General features: G+C 44.5%; 13 protein-coding genes. 8 read left to right on the plus strand and 5 right to left on the minus strand.

The window, feature by feature from the left end:
* Positions 1 to 7: 7 nt before the first annotated feature.
* From E3K36_12505 to E3K36_12515, 3 genes are all read right to left on the minus strand, one after another.
* Positions 8 to 3106 carry a PAS domain S-box protein gene (locus tag E3K36_12505; GenBank protein ID MCF6156037.1) on the minus strand — a complete coding sequence of 1033 codons (3099 nt, stop codon included), beginning with the start codon at positions 3104 to 3106 and terminating at the stop codon, positions 8 to 10.
* Positions 3107 to 3387: 281 nt separating this feature from the next.
* On the minus strand, positions 3388 to 4947 hold the full coding sequence (locus tag E3K36_12510) for a tetratricopeptide repeat protein (protein ID MCF6156038.1): 1560 nt from the start codon (positions 4945 to 4947) through the stop codon (positions 3388 to 3390).
* Between the two features lie 3 nt (positions 4948 to 4950).
* On the minus strand, positions 4951 to 6297 hold the full coding sequence (locus E3K36_12515; GenBank protein MCF6156039.1) for a hypothetical protein: 1347 nt from the start codon (positions 6295 to 6297) through the stop codon (positions 4951 to 4953).
* Between the two features lie 258 nt (positions 6298 to 6555).
* Between E3K36_12515 and E3K36_12520 the strand changes: the two genes are divergently transcribed.
* From E3K36_12520 to E3K36_12550, 7 genes are all read left to right on the plus strand, one after another.
* Entirely contained in the window at positions 6556 to 7062 is a 507-nt protein-coding gene (locus tag E3K36_12520) for a Rieske (2Fe-2S) protein (GenBank protein MCF6156040.1), read from the plus strand.
* Positions 7063 to 7227: 165 nt separating this feature from the next.
* Positions 7228 to 8010: a DUF4405 domain-containing protein gene (locus E3K36_12525; GenBank protein MCF6156041.1), complete on the plus strand. Its 783-nt coding sequence runs from the start codon at positions 7228 to 7230 to the stop codon at positions 8008 to 8010.
* A gap of 414 nt (positions 8011 to 8424) precedes the next feature.
* Positions 8425 to 10131 (plus strand): 4Fe-4S dicluster domain-containing protein, encoded by a 1707-nt coding sequence (locus tag E3K36_12530; GenBank protein MCF6156042.1) that lies wholly within the window; start codon positions 8425 to 8427, stop codon positions 10129 to 10131.
* Positions 10132 to 10172: 41 nt separating this feature from the next.
* Positions 10173 to 11006 carry a cytochrome C gene (locus E3K36_12535; GenBank protein MCF6156043.1) on the plus strand — a complete coding sequence of 278 codons (834 nt, stop codon included), beginning with the start codon at positions 10173 to 10175 and terminating at the stop codon, positions 11004 to 11006.
* Positions 11007 to 11259: 253 nt separating this feature from the next.
* Positions 11260 to 14097 carry a c-type cytochrome gene (locus tag E3K36_12540; GenBank protein MCF6156044.1) on the plus strand — a complete coding sequence of 946 codons (2838 nt, stop codon included), beginning with the start codon at positions 11260 to 11262 and terminating at the stop codon, positions 14095 to 14097.
* Between the two features lie 237 nt (positions 14098 to 14334).
* Positions 14335 to 14568: a hypothetical protein gene (locus E3K36_12545; protein ID MCF6156045.1), complete on the plus strand. Its 234-nt coding sequence runs from the start codon at positions 14335 to 14337 to the stop codon at positions 14566 to 14568.
* A gap of 62 nt (positions 14569 to 14630) precedes the next feature.
* On the plus strand, positions 14631 to 14834 hold the full coding sequence (locus E3K36_12550) for a CDGSH iron-sulfur domain-containing protein (protein MCF6156046.1): 204 nt from the start codon (positions 14631 to 14633) through the stop codon (positions 14832 to 14834).
* Positions 14835 to 14996: 162 nt separating this feature from the next.
* Here E3K36_12550 and E3K36_12555 read toward each other — a convergent pair whose 3' ends face one another.
* The gene (locus tag E3K36_12555) at positions 14997 to 15626 is read right to left on the minus strand and encodes a hypothetical protein (protein ID MCF6156047.1); all 630 of its coding nucleotides are present in this window, start codon (positions 15624 to 15626) and stop codon (positions 14997 to 14999) included.
* Positions 15627 to 15936: 310 nt separating this feature from the next.
* On the minus strand, positions 15937 to 16278 hold the full coding sequence (locus E3K36_12560; protein ID MCF6156048.1) for an RNA-binding protein: 342 nt from the start codon (positions 16276 to 16278) through the stop codon (positions 15937 to 15939).
* A 203-nt stretch (positions 16279 to 16481) separates the two neighbouring features.
* On the opposite strand from E3K36_12560, the gene E3K36_12565 reads away from it, so the two are divergent.
* On the plus strand, positions 16482 to 18689 hold the full coding sequence (locus E3K36_12565) for a heavy metal translocating P-type ATPase (protein MCF6156049.1): 2208 nt from the start codon (positions 16482 to 16484) through the stop codon (positions 18687 to 18689).
* Positions 18690 to 18701: the final 12 nt, after the last annotated feature.

An 18701-nucleotide genomic window follows, 5' to 3' on the forward strand; every position in this document is an offset into this window, starting at 1 on the left:
TGCAATCTCAAATCGTAAAATAGAACGTTGCCCCCTGATCCACTGCACCTTCAGCCCAAATCTGACCGCCGTGGCGATGGATAATGCGCTGCACGGTGGCCAACCCGATGCCGGTGCCCTCAAACTCCGTTGTTGAGTGGAGGCGCTGAAATGCGCCAAATAATTTGTTGACGAAGGCCATGTCGAATCCGGCACCATTGTCACGCACAAAATACACCGTTTGTCCGTCGTGTGGTTTAACGCCAAGTTCTATCCTTGCCCGCGGACGCTTTCTGGTAAACTTCCATGCATTACTGAGTAAGTTCTTAAGCGCTATCCCTAATAATCGCGGATCACCATCGACAACCAATTTTTCAGCAATAACAAAGTCCGCCTGACGTCCCGGTTCTGCCTCCAGGAGTTCCGACACGATCTTCTTCGCCAGCGCACTCAGGTCGACTTTTTTACAGATCATTTCGCTGCGGGTTATACGGGAGAGATTCAGCAGGTCATCGATAAGTTGCCCCATATAGTTGCTGGCCGCGCATACACGCTGGAGGTAGTTTTTCCCCTGTGCATCCAGCTTGTCAGAGTAGTCTTCCATCAGCGCCTTACTGAAACCATCGATGCCCCGCAACGGCGCGCGTAAATCATGCGATACAGAATAGCAGAACGCTTCCAACTCTTTGTTGGTGGCAGCAAGCCGATTCGTAAGAAATTCAAGGTGATCGCGTTGTTTCCTCAATTCTTCCTCTGTTCGCTTGCGCTCTGTGATATCTTCCTTAATCGCTACGAAATGGGTAATGACACCCTCAGGGCTTCTGATAGGTGAAATGGATGCATACTCCCAATAAAGCTCACCATTTTTTTTCTTGTTATGAAATTCTCCTTCCCATTCTCCGCCGGAAGTAATAGTGTCCCATAAATATTTATATTCTTCGGGTGGTTTCTCGCCGGATTTTAAGATACGGGGGTTTTGCCCGATTACTTCTTCCGGTGCGTAACCTGTTACCCGGCTGAATTTGGGATTTACGTATTCGATGTTACCCCTTACATCCGTAATTACAACCGAACATGAGCTTTGTTCAACAGCGTTAAATAACTTGCGAAGCTCTTCTTCTACCCGCCTGCGCTCTGTAATTTCCACTTTGAGTTCGTTGTTTGCCTTTACCAGCGCCGCCGTTCGTTCTGCTATGCGTTGTTCCAGAGAGTCGTTGAGTACCTTCAGCGCTTCCTCTATCCGCTTGCGCTCGGTAATGTCCTGAACCGTTCCATTCATCTGAATCGCTTTACCGGTATTATCAAAGAGAACCTCGGCCTGTTCGTGGACAATGCAAACTGAGCCATCCGGCAAAACTATGCTATGATCGATGCTGTAAGGCTTTTTTTCATATAAAGCCTCATTGACGGATTTTTTTACAAATTCCCTGTCGGCAGGATGAACAGAATTCAGGAATGCCTCATATGTGGCTCCAAATGACTGAGGAGTTAAACCAAAGATACGATAAATTTCATCCGACCAGTGTAATTCATTTCTTATTATATCCCATTCCCAATTTCCCAGGTGGGCGATTCTCTGGGCATTGGCAAGACTGGCCTGACTCTTCCGCAATGCCTCCTCTGCCCGTTTGCGCTCGGTGACGTCCCTAAAGATACCCATGAGATATGTTTTTCCATCAAAAGTTACGAGAGAGGTATTAATATCAGCATAGAAAATATTACCGTCCTTTCGTTTCACAGGAACATCTTTAGCCAATGCAGTTTCACCCTTTGCCTGTTTTTTAAACTGTTCTATAACGAAGGGCAGGTCTTCCTTTGTGTGAGTGTCCACGATTCCTAAATTTTTAATTTCTCCGGCAGGGTAACCAAGCATCTGACAAATCGCTTTATTGCCTGTGTAGAATCTTTTGGTTTCTGTATCAGCGATCAGTATACCATCGGTTGCACCGTCGAAAATAGTTCTAAATCTTTGTTCGGATTCCCTCAACACCGCCTCGACACGCTTGTGATCAGTGATTACCCTCTTGAGTTCCTCAGCCATAGCATTAAAACTTCTGGCAAGGACACCAATCTCGTCCTTGCGGGTCACCTTTACCCGATAATCTAAGTCTCCGTCTGCAAATCTCTCCGCGGCATCCTTTAAATCCCTGATGGGAATTGACGTTGAAACGGCAAAGGAAATTCCTAAGCCGGTAACAGCGACAGTGCTCACTACGCCAAAAAACAACGCAACAAGACCCAATCTCTTTAATGGTGCAAAGGACTCCGCCTTATCTAATTCTGCCAAAAGTATCCAGCCATATTTGGGTAAATATACGGAGGCACCAACAACTGGCCTTCCCCTGTAATCCCGGTAGATACCAACCGTTGTTGTTCCCTCTTCAATGAGCTTACGGACTGGTTCTGTGTCCACTACCTGTTTGAGAGCAGAATCATCCATAAACCTTGACTGAGTAATCATCAACTTACCTCTACTCACCAGATATACTTCTCCGGTCTCTCCCATTCCGGCACGGCTAGTTGTAATCTCATTCAGCGCTGAAAGGGAATAAGCATTGATAATCACACCAAGCGTTTCAACCCCTTGTTTTGCAATAATTGGGGCTGAGACCAATGTGCACTTTGTACCGAGGTCGGGAAAGTATTGTAGCTGACCAACGTTCGTTTCACCATAACTCTTTCGCATGCCTTGCATAAATACATCGTATCTGGAAAAATCCTTACCAATTAACCTCTCATCTGTGGATGAGACCACTCTGCCATTCTTATCCACGAGGGCTATTGCTATAAGATGACGGTTGAGCGGCAGCTTTTTCTTTAGGAGATATTTATTTAAGCGAACTACTGCACCCTGTTTAGGATTTCCTTTCCAAATAATCGTTTCAAAACACCTTCTTATGAACCCGTCGGTGCTGAAGTCTTCCGTGCGTATCTCAATTCTCTCCATAAAAGACAGGACGTGCTGCTTTCTTGACTCTACAATTGCCCCCAAATCCTCAAAGATCCTATACTTTAAGGCATTTCTGGCATAGAGGTAGTATATCGTTGTAGTTACCGCAATAGGGATAAGCGAGATACAGAGTGCAAAGGTAAGTAATCTGCTCCTAATTGATAAAAATGGATTCATCTGCGATGCTCCAAAAATTGTATCGTATTATCATATTTATTAAATTATTTAAAAATGCTAAAATTAAAATAAAAAAGCCCTACTGCAATAATATTTATTAAAAAATATTTTCAGCAGTAAGGCTGTCTTATCCATCATTACTTTCAGCTTGTGTAGGGTGCGTCCTACACACCATCCATACGTTGGATTGTTTTGGTGCGTAGGACGCACCCTACAATGGCTTTTTATCTATGAAATCTGTGGTTCCAAACGTTTTTGTTGGTATGAGGATTAGCCCCCGCTCATTGTTGCAAAGCAACGCCTGATAGAATATTCAATGCCTTATTATATTCGTCCAGCGCTTCTTTTATTTTCCCACTTTGCACGTACAGGTTCCCCAGATAACGATGGGCATTATATGAATTTGGCGTTAATTCAACAGCTTTTTTAAATGCAGCGGTTGCCTTCTCGTGTTCTCCATTTTTTGAATGTAACCACCCTAAGCACACATAGGCCTCTGTATAATCGGATTTTATTTCTAAAATATCCGTTACCTCCCTGAATTTTTGTTCAATCGAAGGTACCCTACCTTTAATCCAACCATAACTTTCTATCATGTCATTATTTTCCGCGGATTCAATAATCATGTTACACACCGCTATCGCTTCATTTACCAGATCTTGGGAGGCATAAAGAAAAGCCATCAGCGCCCGGATTTCGGCATTCCCAGGTTCTCTGCGAATCGCCCCTTCTACCAGGTCCTTCGCTTCTTCGGTCAAGTCGCATTGCACATAAATCCACCCGAGAAACACATAGGCGTGAACGTCGTCCGGGTACATACGAACAATCTCTCTGCATATTTCAATCGCTTTATCCATTTCACCTTTTTTACCATATGCGGTTGCAAGCAGCCAATATGCCTTCTTATTCCCGGGGTATACCTTGATGGCATCCCTTGCCACAGCTATTGTGTTGTCAAACACTCCATCGTTGATGCAACGTTCCCCCTCCGTAATGAGATTCTCAAAGATACAGTCTCGGACCTTTTTTGCCTCACCCAACTCATTTAGGGCCTCGTCCATCATCCACTTCATTGCATAAAAACAACCAAGGTAGACGTGTGCATCTATTCTGTCAGGTTCAAGGGCTATCGCCTTCTTCATATCTGTAATGGATATATCCAGCATCCCTTTCCCGGCATGGGCGCATGCTAATTTAATATAGGCTTCCACACAATCTGGTTTTAACCTTAAAACTTCCTCATATTCGTTTATGGCCTGGTCAATTACTGAAATTATTTCTTCTCCATCAACAGCCAGGTCTTTTTTACCGTGGCCATATTTCAGATTTAATACTTTCTTATACTCGTTTAAGGCATCTCGCAACCTTCCCAGTTGCACATAGCATGAACCCAGTACTTCATGTGCACCAGAAAATCCGTCAATCCAAACAATCAAGTCTTCAAAATTTGTAGTAAACTCCTTAACCACAGCAGGGACATCTTTTACCATCGGATAATCAAAGGTTTCTTTTTGTAGATTAGGATTTAGCTGTAAGACCTTTTGAAATTCTTCCACTGAGTCAGGAATTAACCCTTTCTGACTATAGGCCCATCCGAGATATGCATGAACTTCCACGTTATCCGGATAAAGCCCGGCTATTTTTTCCAATTCCGGTATAGCCCGGTCGATTACCCCATTTTCTATATATTGTTTGGCTTGTTCATAACGTGGTTTTTCCCAAATGCCAATAGAGGATTTTTTCCCGTTTATTTCTCCTGAGGCATGTAAGGAAAAAAATAGCCCTTGTATTACAAGGGCTAGGAGGGGAAAAAACGGTATCGATTTTAAGACGGCTATCATATCTTAATATCCTTTTAAACCGCCGGATGAAACAAATTCCGGATAGGTTGGTGTCATATGCTCAGAAATGTCCAGCCCCATGGTCTCTTCTTCCTCATCCACACGGCCCAGCCCCACGGCTTTGAGTCCGCCAAAAATAATGATCGAGCACAGACAGGCATAAGCAATACAGATGATAAAACCCAGGGCCTGTATACCAATGTGGCAACTTACGCCATGATAGGTCGGACGTATAAGTCCCATTACACCGGTTGCAATGCCCCCAATAGCCCCGGCGGTGCAATGCACCCCGCACGTGCCAACGGTGTCATCAATCCCAATCTTATCCAGCGACTTCACCACCAGTGGAATAATCCCCCCGCTGATCACACCCACAACAATAGCAAAACCGGGATGGGTAAAGCCAACACCAGCACAGATAGACACCATGCCGGCTATTGCCCCATTTCCTGTGGTGAGCGGGTCTGGTTTTCTATTCACTAACCACCCCCCAAACATCGCCCCGAGGATACCACCAGCCATGCTCATCGTGACATTGATGGTAGTCGTGGGTAAATCAGAGACGAGGACATCAATCATCTTCCGCGCTGTTACCGCACTGGTTGGTTCACATAACGACCCCAGCAGTACCGACCCTACATTAAACCCATAAAAACATACACACAATATAAATACGCCGAGCATCATTTGTGAAACATTGTGCCCGGGAATTGTATAACATTCCCCTCGGCCGAACTCAAACAGCCATGTCTTTTTACTGGTACGGGCATATTTCTCCACCCGCGGACCAACAATCATTGCAGCGATAAGGGCGGTCAGACCACCCTGAAAATGCACCACCACAGAACCCGCATAATCTACGTAGCCCCATCGCAATAACGGCCCTGCCGACCATGCCATCCATCCAAAAAATGGATACATAAACCCGCAATAGAGAACCACATAGATAAGATATGCCTTAAAACTGAACCTCTCTGCTATGGAACCCGAAGCGATGGAGCATGAGACAAGACAAAAACCCCACATGGTAAACCAATGCCCATATACATTCAATTTGTCCACATTTCCCGGATCAGTTACCCCTAGAAGGCAATAGTTCCAATTACCGGAAAAAATGGCAAATCCGAACAACCACCAAACCAGTGTACCTAAACCGATGTTTGCGCAGACCTTCATATAGACATGGGTTGCATTTTTCGAACGAACCTGCCCGCTCTCCAAAAAGGCAAACCCTGCCTGCATAAAAAAGACTAATACCCCCGTGATGATTAACCACAACATATAAATAATAAGAATAATATCTCTTGCTAATATATCCACCATCGGGTATTCTCCTTCCTCCAAACGCATCGGATTGCAGATGTATCGAATTTCCAACAGGATTTTTATGTTTCAATATACTACCAGCATTCAATAAATAATCAATAGAATATTAGACAGCATTTCTTGTCCACATAATTTATTTGTATAGGAATTTTCATTTATTTAATTGAAACGCAGACAAAATAAATATACGATTAATAAGAGTTTCTGTGACCTTCGTTTTTCTTCTCAAGATACTTTACTCTCTGCGCACATCTGCATCATACACGTAAATCCATTGGTGCCATGGTAGAGGCAACAAAAAATCTAGAAACCACAATAAATCGCCGGAAATTCCTGTACTTCACGGGATGGGGTTTTATTGGGATATTTCTCACAACGCTAATTGGTGCAGTTGTCAGGTTCTTCTTCCCCAGGACTATTATTGAACCGCCAACAAGATATAAAATTGGATATCCATCCCAATACACCCCGGGGGTAAGTGAAAGGTTGAAAAAACAGTTCCGGATATGGATCGTCAGAGAAGCCAACAGACTTTATGTAATCGAGGCAAAATGCACCCATCTTGGTTGTACCCCTAACTGGCTTGCATCAGAGGGTAAATTTAAATGCCCCTGTCATGGAAGCGGGTTCACACCTGATGGAATAAACATTGAAGGCCCCGCTCCGAGGCCCATGGAAAGATTTAAGGTTGCTCTGGACACTGACGGACAAATCGTTGTTGATGCAGGGGTACGATTCAGAGGAGAACGCGGCGAATGGGACAAGCCTGGGGCATTTTTAAAGGTTTAACAAAAACATTTTGCAACGACCCTTGGCAGGGGCGGGGTAACCCCGCCCCTGCGGTTCGCATGACAGCGACATAAATGTCGCGCTACATGTTTCGACTCGTTCGAGTCAGGTAATTACAAGACGCTTAATAGACACATGGAAAAGTTATTTGCAAAATACAAAACCATGCTGAAAGAAAAGGGATTATTCGGCATGCTCAGGGATGTAACGGTTAATTCTCAGGTTTGGAAGTCTATCTTCAGACATACCTTTGCCGACACGCCGAAAAACCGTATGCTCAAGATCGTTTCAAACGTCTTTATGCACTTGCATCCGGCCAGGGTAAAGAGACATGCACCCCAGTTAAAATTTACCTGGTGTATGGGCGGCATCAGTTTCTTCCTGTTCCTGGTACTCACGTTTACCGGCGTATTATTGATGTTTTATTACCACCCTACGGTGCATGATGCATACTGGGATATAAAAGATCTGGAATATCAGGTGCCCTTCGGGGCAATCCTGAGAAATCTGCACCGCTGGAGCGCTCACCTGATGGTCATAACGGTATGGTTCCATATGTTCCGTGTATTTGCAACGGGTTCTTATAAACCACCGAGGGAATTTAACTGGTGTGTGGGTGTCGTCCTGCTCGTGCTTACCCTCCTTCTCAGTTTTACCGGCTATCTGCTTACCTGGGACCAATTGGGATTCTGGGCTGTGACGGTTGGTACGAACATGGCCAGATCAACACCCCTGCTCGGACATGAAGGACCTTTTGGGGAACAAATGGGAATGACGGCGTATAATGATATAAGATTTGCCCTCCTGGGCGGTTCACTGGTAGGCGGAAATGCCCTATTAAGGGCATACGTATGGCATTGTATCGGGTTACCCTTAATCATCAGCATATTTATGATGGTGCACTTCTGGAGGATCCGCAAGGATGGAGGCATTTCCGGGCCGCTATAATAAGTTTAGCCACGAATGAACACGAATTTACACGAATATAAATAAATAGAAGAAAAACTAACGAGGCGAGGCCTCATACCTATTAAAAGAGTTTAAAACCACAGATTTCTCAGATTACACAGATTTTGGATTATGAAATTTCACAGATTATTTAGTTTCTATCTGTGGGATCTGTGTACAAAATTTATAAAACCCTGCTTTTTTAGCAAAGATTTTTAATCTGCGGGATCTGTGTCCTAATTTCAGGAATTTAACCATGGAAAACGTCTGGGCAATTATAACCAAACCTGATAATATTCCCATCGCCGGATTGATAATCCTGCTGGTGTTCTTTACGTGGATCACCTTTCAACAGGCATTTGAAAACGACAAACGGATAGAACGGGAAAAACATCAAAAGGGGGAATAGTGATCGTGGACTACAAAATAGTCAAAGCCAATGACCACTGGTTCAGGGAGAACATCAATTGCCAGTACGCATGCCCTGTCAACACACCGGCCATGAATTATATAGAACGCATTGTTTACAGGGACTTTGATGCCTCTCTGCGCCTCAATTTCATGGCAAACCTTTTCCCGCATATCCTCGGCAGGGTATGCACTCATCCCTGTGAAGCCGCATGTCGCCGCGGGGCAATTGATAAACCCATCTCTATATGCGCGCTGAAAAGGAGCGCGGCAGAATTCGCCTCTAAAAAGTCTCCGGTAAAACCAGTGCACAAGGAAAAAACGGGAAGGCGCGTTGCAATAATAGGTTCCGGTCCATCAGGTCTTGCTGCAGCGCATGATCTGGCATTTAAGGGACACGATGTCGTCATGTATGAGACACTCCCGATCGCCGGGGGTATGTTAAGTGTGGGTATCCCACCGTACCGGTTGCCTCGCGATAAGATAAAAGATGCTGTGAACTGGATAAAGGAACTCGGTGTCGATATCCGTTTAAACAACCCGATAGACACCCATGATAAGTTTGATAACTTGTTAAAGGAATATAACGCCGTATACATTGCCACGGGTGCTCATAAATCGCAGATGCTTGATATTCCCGGTGAAGATTTTAAAGGAGTAATGCACGGCGTTACCTTTACGAAAAATACAAATCTTGGAATAATAAAAGGCGTATCCGAAAAGGTAGCGGTTATTGGCGGCGGGTTTACCGCTATAGACTGTGCACGGTCATCGTTACGGCTGGGCGCAAGAGCGGTTTCTATTATTTACCGGAGAACTTTACAAGAAATGCCGGCCGGAGAAATGGAAGTAAGCATGGCAGAGGAAGAAGGCATAAAGATGCACTATCTGACTTCTCCCGTAAAAATAATCGGTGGACATGACCTGAAGGTGACACACCTCGAATGTATAAAAAACAAGCTGGGCAAACCAGACGAAAAAGGTCGCCGGCGCCCAATCCCCATAAAAGGAAGCAATTTCATTATACCTGTTGACATGATCATAGCAGCTATTGGCCAATCACCGGACATCGGATTCCTGTCAGAAAGGTTTGGAATAGAGATCAATCACTGGGGAATGCCGATTATAGACCCCGAAAGTTTCATGACCACCAGAAAGGGTGTGTTTGCAGGAGGTGATTGTATCACTGGTCCAAGGAATATCATTGAGGTCGTAGCAGACGGAAGAAAGGCTGCAAGGTCGATCCATAAATTTTTAACGGGGGAAGAAAGGAAAGGCTACAAATTTTACTATAAAGATCAAGCCCCCGCTGAAAGAATTCCCAATTATGAGTCCATACCCAGACAAAGCCAGGATGCCCTTCCCATGGAAGAAAGGTGGAATCTGAACACAGAGGTTGAACAGGGACTATCAAGAAAAAATACGTTTAAGGAAGCGGGACGCTGCCTGCTCTGTCATTTCAACATATTTATTGACGAAAAATGCGTGTTATGCGGAGGTTGCATTGATATTTGTCCCTACGCTTGTATCTCCATGGTCTCCCGTAAAAACGTCGTGGCTGCTGATGCCTTAAGGGGTGAGAGTACCGTTCCAGGCGATTGGGATGCCGTTATGGTTATTGACGAAGAAAAGTGCATCAGGTGCGGGCTATGCGTCAAGCGTTGCCCGGTAAACGCCATCACGATGAGGCGTTTTGCCTATTCGGAAGAATAAAAATTTAAAAATACAAGTCCCTATAGCAAAATATGGAAAAGATTGATAACAAAATGGAAGAACCAAAAGACAAAGGCAGATACAGGGCACTGGCCTTTATTAAAGGCCCTACACTTGCAAAGGAAAAAGACTTAGAAATATCCGAAAGTGAAATACCCACGTGGCCATATCTGGTAAGAAAAGAATTTCTGGCGGCGATCATTTGTATGATCATCCTCATTGTCTGGTCTATCCTGCTTGATGCACCACTGGAGGAACTCTCTGACCCTACCATGACCCCGAATCCCGCAAAGGCGCCATGGTATTTCCTGGGGCTTCAGGAAATGCTTGTCTATTTTGATCCATGGATTGCGGGGGTCGTTTTTCCCGTGCTTATTATCATCGGACTGATGGCCATACCTTTCGTGGATTTTAACCCAAAGGGGAATGGATACTATACCTTCAGGGAACGGAAGTTTGCCATGCTTACCTTCTGCTTTGGGTTCCATATCTTATGGATATTGCTGATTATTGTCGGTGTCTTCATGCGTGGGCCGGGCTGGCTCTGGTTCTGGCCCTGGCAGGAATGGGATCCGCATCGGATCGTAGCAGAAACCAGCTACGATCTGACCAGTTTCATCGGTGTTCATTCCAAATCTTTCCTGGGTTGTATCCTCGGTGGTGCAGTGGTAATCGGATATTTCTTCATGGGCATGACAATTCCATATCATTTTCTGAGGGCAAAAGGAAGTGTGATGTTAGAAAAACTTGGCATTATGAGATATTCCATTGTGGCATTTCTTTTCTTATCCATGTTAGCCCTGCCCATAAAGGTATTCTTGAGACTGGTATTCCATGTAAAATATATCTGGGTAACACCGTGGTTTAATATATAAATTTAACGCCTTCGCTGGTTCAATCGTCCTCGATTGAACCGAAATATTTGGTATAATTCCGTCTCACAGCACAAGACCGAGCATTAGAGTACCATTCAAAATATATGGTTCAATCTGCAAGATTGAACCAGCCTTGAGAGGCTATCAGATATCCTAAAAACCGTATAAATAAAATGAAAATTCCTATACTGTTTAAAGCAGAGCGAAGTGGCGCTTCGCTCTGCATTTGAAATTCCTTTTAAACACAAAAAGTATGTTAACCAGCAAAAATCCACGTTTTACAAAAAAAGAAGAGGACAAATCATACCTGTTAGTCTTTGTCATGGTTAGTTTCATCCTTGTAGGAATCACAGCATGGGCAATTGTAAACGAGACTGTTGACAGACGACCGTGGAAGAAATACCAGAAACAGTTCTATCGCTTAGAGTACGAAAAAGTCAAGCAGGACTACGAAAAGGAACGGGCAAATTTTGAAAGTCCAGACGTACAGACGAAATATAGAGAAACAAAGAATCATCTGGAACGAGCATGGGAGGAGTTTAAAAAACCATCGATACAAAATGAATACAAGAAATTATCAGAAGAACAAAAGACACTGAATAATGAGTTAGAGACCCTGAAGTTTCAGACAATAGTTGCCAGGAATGAAGGCATGGAGAAGGAATATCTCTATGGAAAGACTCAGAACGAACAAGTCAGGCATGAGCTTTTGGAATTAGAGGAAAGGGGTAAGGAATTTACCGCAAAGATTAAGGATCTGGAAGGTAAAGCTGCATCCATAACGGCAAGACTGGCCGTTCTCAGACACGACATCGATAAATATACAGAAGAGTTAGATACTTATACCGCTGGCATAGAAAGATACAAAACACAGTTGAATACCTTCAAGAAAACCCACCCAAGCTTGCAAGTTTACCAAACCCATATGGAGGATTTAAATATTGTCGATCGGTGCATGTCATGTCATGTAGGTGTAGATAGGCCAGAAGGCATATCTACAGAACAACCGTACGCTAGCCACCCTGACCGGCAATTGTATTTAGGCAATCACCCGCCGGAAAGATTTGGCTGTGTGCTTTGTCACGAGGGGCAGGCGAGTGCCACGTCAGGCGTAGAGAAGGCACATGGTGAGGTTGAATACTGGCTTACTCCGATTTGTCGTGGAAAGATGACTCAGGCGTCATGCATACGATGCCATAACGAAGGCAGGGAAGTAAAAGGTGGTGAATTACTCTGGAAGGGCAAAAGGCTGTTTGAAGACCTGGGTTGCCACGGATGCCATGAAACAACGGGCTTTGGCGAGGATAAAAACAGGACAATCGGCCCGGGTTTGCGAAATTTACGGAACAAGGTAAAAGCCGGATGGATCACAGACTGGATAAAAGATCCTAAAAAATTCAGGCCTACCACGTTAATGCCCGACTTCAAACTTTCTGTTGAAGAATCACGGGCCATAGCTGCATATCTCTGGCAACATGCCGATGAAAAAAAGACCACCGATGGGATACCGGCCTTTAACGAGGAGCAATTATCACAGGGTGATTTCCTCTTTGAACAGATTGGGTGTTTGGCATGTCACAGTTATAAAGAAGACGCAGAACGGGGGGTTGCCCCCAACCTCGCACGGATTGGACAAAAGGTAAACTATGGGTATCTGGCGGAGTGGATTATGAACCCAAAGTCAAAGGAACCCCTCACACGCATGCCCGGCTTCAGATTGAACCAGGAAAAGGCACATCTCATTGCCACATATTTGATACAGAAAACAGGTGGGGGCACCGTAACGGAGACATTACCGGATGCAAGGTGGCTGGAAGACAAAGAACTCTCACAAGCAGGAGATGCACTGATCAAGAGATACGGCTGCTTTGGCTGTCATGAGATAAAAGGCATGGAAGGGCTGGGGAAGATAGGGACCGAACTATCTGCTATCGGGTCGAAACCGGTAACCCTCTTTGATTTTGGATTATTAGAAAAGAAGATATTGGGCGAGGCAGGGCTTAGGCATTTCACCGAAAACGTGGGAAAGGCAAGGCAGGCATGGTTACGCGCAAAGCTGCACGACCCCAGGCAGTTTGATGAGGGGAAGTATAAAAAACCGGAAGACCGCCTGAAGATGCCCGATTTTGGATTAAAAGAAGAGGAGATAGAGTCATTGGTAGTATTACTAACAGGGCTGAGAGAGGAAAAATTACCGGAAAAGTATGTTGCCAGGCTAACAGGAAAAGAACGGGCAATCGTGGAAGGGAAGAGATTAATTGGGAAATACAATTGCATTGGCTGCCATCAGCTCGACCTGGACAGATTGCATCTTGCGGGAGAGATTGAAGTGGCAGGGATGATAAAGCTGGAAGAGAATGAGGGGATCTATTTTCAACTCTGGGAGAATAATGAAAAGTTAGGGCGTAAGGCGGGTGAGACGGTGTACATAGACAACCTGCAGATCGTGGATAGGAAAAAGGCGGTTGGGGGCGATATCGCACCCGAAATCATCGAGTACCACGTGGAAAATGAAGGGTTAGTGCCGGAAGAGGCAAGGGTATTTGCGCCCCCGTTATTATACGGTGAGGGTAAGAAGGTACAGCCCGAATGGTTATTCGAATTTTTAAAAGAACCTTTTGATCTCAGGCCGTGGCTCGACATAAAAATGCCGTCATTTAGCCTGCCGGATGATGAGGCCGCCAGTATTGCCAGATTCTTTGCCGAGATAGAAAATGAAGCATATCCCTTTGAATATATATTTGAGACAAAAAAAGAATACATAGGAGCAAAAGAGGCAGTGTCACCGGGCTACCTCCTGGCAGCAAAAAAGTTGTTTGAATCAAAAGATGTGAACTGTATTTTGTGTCATGTGAAAGGCGAAAAGATGCCTGAGGGTGACAAAACCGACTGGGCGCCAGACCTCTTACTCGCCAAAAGAAGGCTCAAGCCAGCCTGGATAAAACGGTGGCTCCTAGATCCTCAGTCCATCCAGCCTGGCACAAAGATGCCCAAGTTCTTCAGGGAGGGCGAGTTTCAGGACTACATCCCCGGCGCGCCAGAAGAACAGGCAGAGGTAATGAAGGATTATTTGATGAATCTGTGGGAGTAATGCAATATCGCAGATCACAAGCGTAAAGGGTGACTTTCTTTGGTAAAATCACCCATTGACCGGCCCTATTCAAGCTTTCATTGCTATGTAAAGCAAGACACCATAACATATAAGGGTGGGTTAAGCAGAGCGAACCCACCAACAGGGAGGTGGATTCGGCGCAAGAGACAGCGCCTTAATCCACCCTACCCGGCTGGATTTGATTAGAAAGGAAGAGATATACATGGAAGTAAGCTGATGAAATTGTTAATTGACCACGATATATACAAAATAACCGTAGATTTTTTAAGGCAGCTTGGACACGAGGTTGTAACAGCTAAAGAACTCGATCTCCATACGGCTTCAGATAAAATGTTGTTAGAGAAGGCAAAAGCTATGGACAGACTCTTTATCACCAATATTAGAGTCATGGGAAAAGATCGATTACAAGAAAGTAAGAGAAAGAATTGGGAAAGTAATTGCCCATCTTAAACAAAGTGAGCCCAAAAATTAATCATAATCAAAATGAAGGATTCGGGAAAGGAGGAAAAGAGATGCCTGTTACCATAGAATTAGAGCCGGGAACTTATTGGTGGTGCAGTTGCGGAAAATCAAACGACCTTCCGTTCTGTGACGGTTCCCATGTGAGAACAGAATATAAACCCCTTAAATTTGCGGTTACCGAGAAAAGGCAGGTAACCCTCTGCAACTGTCAGAGGTCGAAAAATGCGCCTTTTTGTGATGGTTCACATTGTTGACTATTGAAGATCTCCTATTTTCCCAGAAACTCGTTCTTAAAGATTATTTTATAAGCCATTGCAGAACAGGAGAGACTTTGCGGGTTCAAGTTGCAAAGGTTGCAAACCTGAACCCGCAATGAGGTTCAATCTGATATTTCTGATATTGATGTTCATCAGGAATTATTGAGTAACCTCAAATTTAAATTTAACAGTGCTTTTTAGTGTAGATTTTTTTGCTTTTACTGTCACCTTACAAAGATACAATCCCTCAACTAATGGCTTATCACCATCATCCGGATTGGGAGTCCACGAAGAAAAATAATAAGAATTTGGATCCAGTTCGAAATCATTATAATTTATTTTTCTCGAATCATATTTCTTCAGTACTAAATCCTGGTTATATTTAAATAATTTCCATTCTACCTCATTTAAAGGCATTTCCTGACTTGATCGAAAAGTTACATAAAGAGTGGTTGCGTCAGAAGATGTCAGGGGGGTATGAACTAATGCAGTGCTCCCGTCATCTAAAGGTACTTCAAAACCTGAAAAACCGGTATACGATACAATCGCAGGTGACGAGGAGACAAAATTCCTATCAATTCCCGGTAATTTCCCAAACTCATTTATATCTTCGTTCCCTGCACTGATACAACCAAGCACAGAGTTTCCATCGTTTTGGATAATGGTAATTGATGGTTTTTTGAGACAGTCTTTGTTGTCCGCAGCCTGAGAAGCGTAACTTAAAATAAGAATCGAAATAACAGTCAAAATTGAACTGAACAATCCCCTTTTTAAGACAGTTGTTTTCATGTATTCCTCCAAATATATATTCAATTGAACGATATAAAATTGCTGTTATTTAGCATCTTTGCTTGTATTATGTCAAGCGTAAAAATAATAGAGTACCGAATTAAGCAATCATTGGAAGTTTTGTTAATGGACTGTGGCAAGTGGTGATTTGTTATGATTCAGCTCTTTTTTCCCAATCGGCGCAGTTTACCCGATTACAAGTTTTTAAGAATATCTGCAAAAAGCACAGGATTCACAAATTGTTTTATCTGTGAATCCTGCATTCTCAAATGTATTTAGCTGAAAACTCTTATTCGTATGAAATCATAATCTAGAAGCGCCGTCTACTACCGCCTCGCCCTTCTCCTCTACCTCCGCCATAGCCGCCACCACGACCACCACGTCCGCCACCGCGCCCACCACCTCGGTCAGTTCTCGGCTGAGCTTCATTGACGTTCAGCGGCCGACCCTTCAACTCCTTGCCGTTCATACCGACAATTGCCGCCTGGGCTTCAGCCTTTCCCGGCATCTCAATAAATCCGAATCCCCTCGGTTCACCAGTAAATTTATCTTTAATAATTGTTACTGATGTAACCTGTCCAAAGGCTTTAAAAGCCTCTTCCAGGTCCTCCTGGGTTACTTCACGCGCCAAATTGCCCACATAGATATTCATTCAAATCTCCTTTTTGTTTACATTCTCAGGAATGTACGTGTAACCGGTTTCGTCTGACGCCAGACTCTATGGAAAATCTCTTTGAAAACACAACATAATACTATATAATACTTTTACTTAAAATGATAGAAGATTTGAAAATCACTTCCGCAATAGAACAAATAAAGCAGAAGAAAATCAGGATACAGGAATACCAAGACAAAATGGCTGAGCAGACAATAAAATTTGATGTTATTGGCATGCACTGTGTCAATTGTGCCATGACAATTGAACGAAGACTAAAGGATCTAAGAGGGGTTAAATCGGCCCGGATTAATTTTTCCCGTGCAACGGGGATTGTGACCTATGATGCTAACGTCACAAACAAGACTCAAATCACAAGATACGTGAAAGAGATTGGCTATACAGCCAAAGAACGGGTTCGCCTGGACCAAACCTCTCAGGCATCCATTCAGATGGGATGGCTCATCCTGAGTATCGTGGCCTCCGCTGCCATGATGGTACTGATGTATGTACCCATGCCCGCCTCAATACATAACTACATGCCTTATATAATGATGATTATTGCTACCTTGACAGTGTTGGGACCGGGGATGGATTTCTTTGTGAGCGCCTACAAGTCCATCAGGAATCTTTTTGCCAATATGGACGTGCTGGTTTCGATGGGTGTCTTGTCCGCCTATATCTACAGTATCTTTGCTGTCCTCGGCGCCTTCGGTATGGCAGGTCACGCATTTTTCGAGACGGCAGTGATGCTGATTACCTTTATCCGCATCGGAAAGTATCTGGAAGAACGGGTGAAGGGAAGGGCAAGTCATACGCTTCAGAAATTGGTAAAACTCCAGGCCGATAAGGCGCGGTTGTTGTCAACGGAAGGAAAAGAGACAGAGGTTAGTGCCTCTTCTCTTCATGCGGGGGATATTGTGGCAGTCAGGGCAGGCGAAATCATCCCTGTGGATGGTGTGGTTATGGAAGGGGTCTCATCGGTGGATGAATCCATGGTAACAGGTGAGTCTGTGCCCATTGTGAAGCAGAAAGGTGACAGTGTCATAGGGGCAACCATAAATAAAACGGGTGTTTTAATGGTGAAGACCACAAAGGTGGGCGAAGAAACCGTTTTATCGCAGATTATCACTATGGTTGAAGATGCCCAGATGGATAAGGCCCCTATCCAGCGATTTGCAGATCGGGTATCCAACATATTTGTTCCCATCGTCGTAGGTTTGTCCCTAGCGACCTTTCTCTGCTGGTATTTTGTGTTCTATGATACTGCCGGACAGCAGCCCTTTGTCCGGGCTTTAAAGATGGCAATTGCCGTATTGGTAATTGCATGTCCGTGCGCCATGGGACTCGCCACCCCAACGGCCATTATGGTGGGAAGTGGTGTGGGTCTTGATCACTCCATCCTTATCAAACGTGCCAGCGCCCTTGAGGAAATTGCACGGCTCGATGTCATGGTATTCGACAAGACGGGCACCATTACCGAGGGACGCTTTGTGATAACCGATATTGCACCTTCAAATATGGTTATTGAATCTGAGTTGATTATCCTTGCGGCAGCGGGGTGTGCCCTTTCAAACCATCCCCTCTCCCAATCGGTGGTGGATGAGGCGCGAGAAAGAGGTCTCGCATGGGATGCAGTTCAGGATTTCCATGAAGAAACAGGGCGTGGTATTATCTGCCGCTATAAGGAAAAGGTTTTACTGATTGGAAACGAGGGGCTTTTGACCTCTCGCGGCGTGAAAAGCGACGGACTACAGAATAAGGTCGAGGAACTAGAGGCACAGGGAAAATCCCTCATGTACGTGGCATACGATGGCAGATGTGCCGGTGTCCTGGGTCTTATGGATAAAATAAAGCAAAATGCACAGGACGTTGTGATACAACTAAAACAAATGAACATACGTGCCATGATGATAACGGGCGATAGCGAGTTAGTGGCAAAGACAGTGGCATCGGAGGTGGGTATTGAGGAGTACCGTGCGAAAGTCTTACCTGCAGAAAAGATGGAGACTATAAAGAATTTTCAGGGAAAGGGGCTGAAGGTCGGTATGCTTGGTGACGGCATCAATGATGCCCCTGCGCTTGCACAGGCAGACGTGGGCATTGCTATCGGCGCGGGGACTGATGTCGCAAAGGAAACCGGGGATATTGTTTTAATAAAAAATGACATGATGGATGTTGTAAAGGCAATTCAATTGGGCCGGCGAACACTGTCCAAGATCAGGCAGAATTTGTTTTGGGCATTCTTTTACAATGTAATTGGAATTCCCATTGCGGCCGGTGTTATGTATCCACTTTTTGGTATAAGCCTGAAGCCCGAGTATGCAGGACTAGCAATGGCATTTTCCTCTGTGTCTGTGGTAACAAATTCCTTATTGCTGAAATGCATCACCTTTCATAAGCAATGAATTTTTCCTTGT

The sequence above is a fragment of the Candidatus Brocadia sp. genome (assembly GCA_021646415.1).
Lineage (GTDB): Bacteria > Planctomycetota > Brocadiia > Brocadiales > Brocadiaceae > Brocadia.

Bases quoted from the DNA above. Each gene is read 5' to 3' on its own strand.
- E3K36_12505 (MCF6156037.1), bottom strand. From the start codon at position 3,106: ATGAATCCATTTTTATCAATTAGGAGCAGATTACTTACCTTTGCACTC.
- E3K36_12510 (MCF6156038.1), bottom strand. From the start codon at position 4,947: ATGATAGCCGTCTTAAAATCGATACCGTTTTTTCCCCTCCTAGCCCTT.
- E3K36_12515 (MCF6156039.1), bottom strand. From the start codon at position 6,297: ATGCGTTTGGAGGAAGGAGAATACCCGATGGTGGATATATTAGCAAGA.
- E3K36_12520 (MCF6156040.1), top strand. From the start codon at position 6,556: ATGGTAGAGGCAACAAAAAATCTAGAAACCACAATAAATCGCCGGAAA.
- E3K36_12525 (MCF6156041.1), top strand. From the start codon at position 7,228: ATGCTGAAAGAAAAGGGATTATTCGGCATGCTCAGGGATGTAACGGTT.
- E3K36_12540 (MCF6156044.1), top strand. From the start codon at position 11,260: ATGTTAACCAGCAAAAATCCACGTTTTACAAAAAAAGAAGAGGACAAA.
- E3K36_12545 (MCF6156045.1), top strand. From the start codon at position 14,335: ATGAAATTGTTAATTGACCACGATATATACAAAATAACCGTAGATTTT.
- E3K36_12550 (MCF6156046.1), top strand. From the start codon at position 14,631: ATGCCTGTTACCATAGAATTAGAGCCGGGAACTTATTGGTGGTGCAGT.
- E3K36_12555 (MCF6156047.1), bottom strand. From the start codon at position 15,626: ATGAAAACAACTGTCTTAAAAAGGGGATTGTTCAGTTCAATTTTGACT.
- E3K36_12560 (MCF6156048.1), bottom strand. From the start codon at position 16,278: ATGAATATCTATGTGGGCAATTTGGCGCGTGAAGTAACCCAGGAGGAC.
- E3K36_12565 (MCF6156049.1), top strand. From the start codon at position 16,482: ATGGCTGAGCAGACAATAAAATTTGATGTTATTGGCATGCACTGTGTC.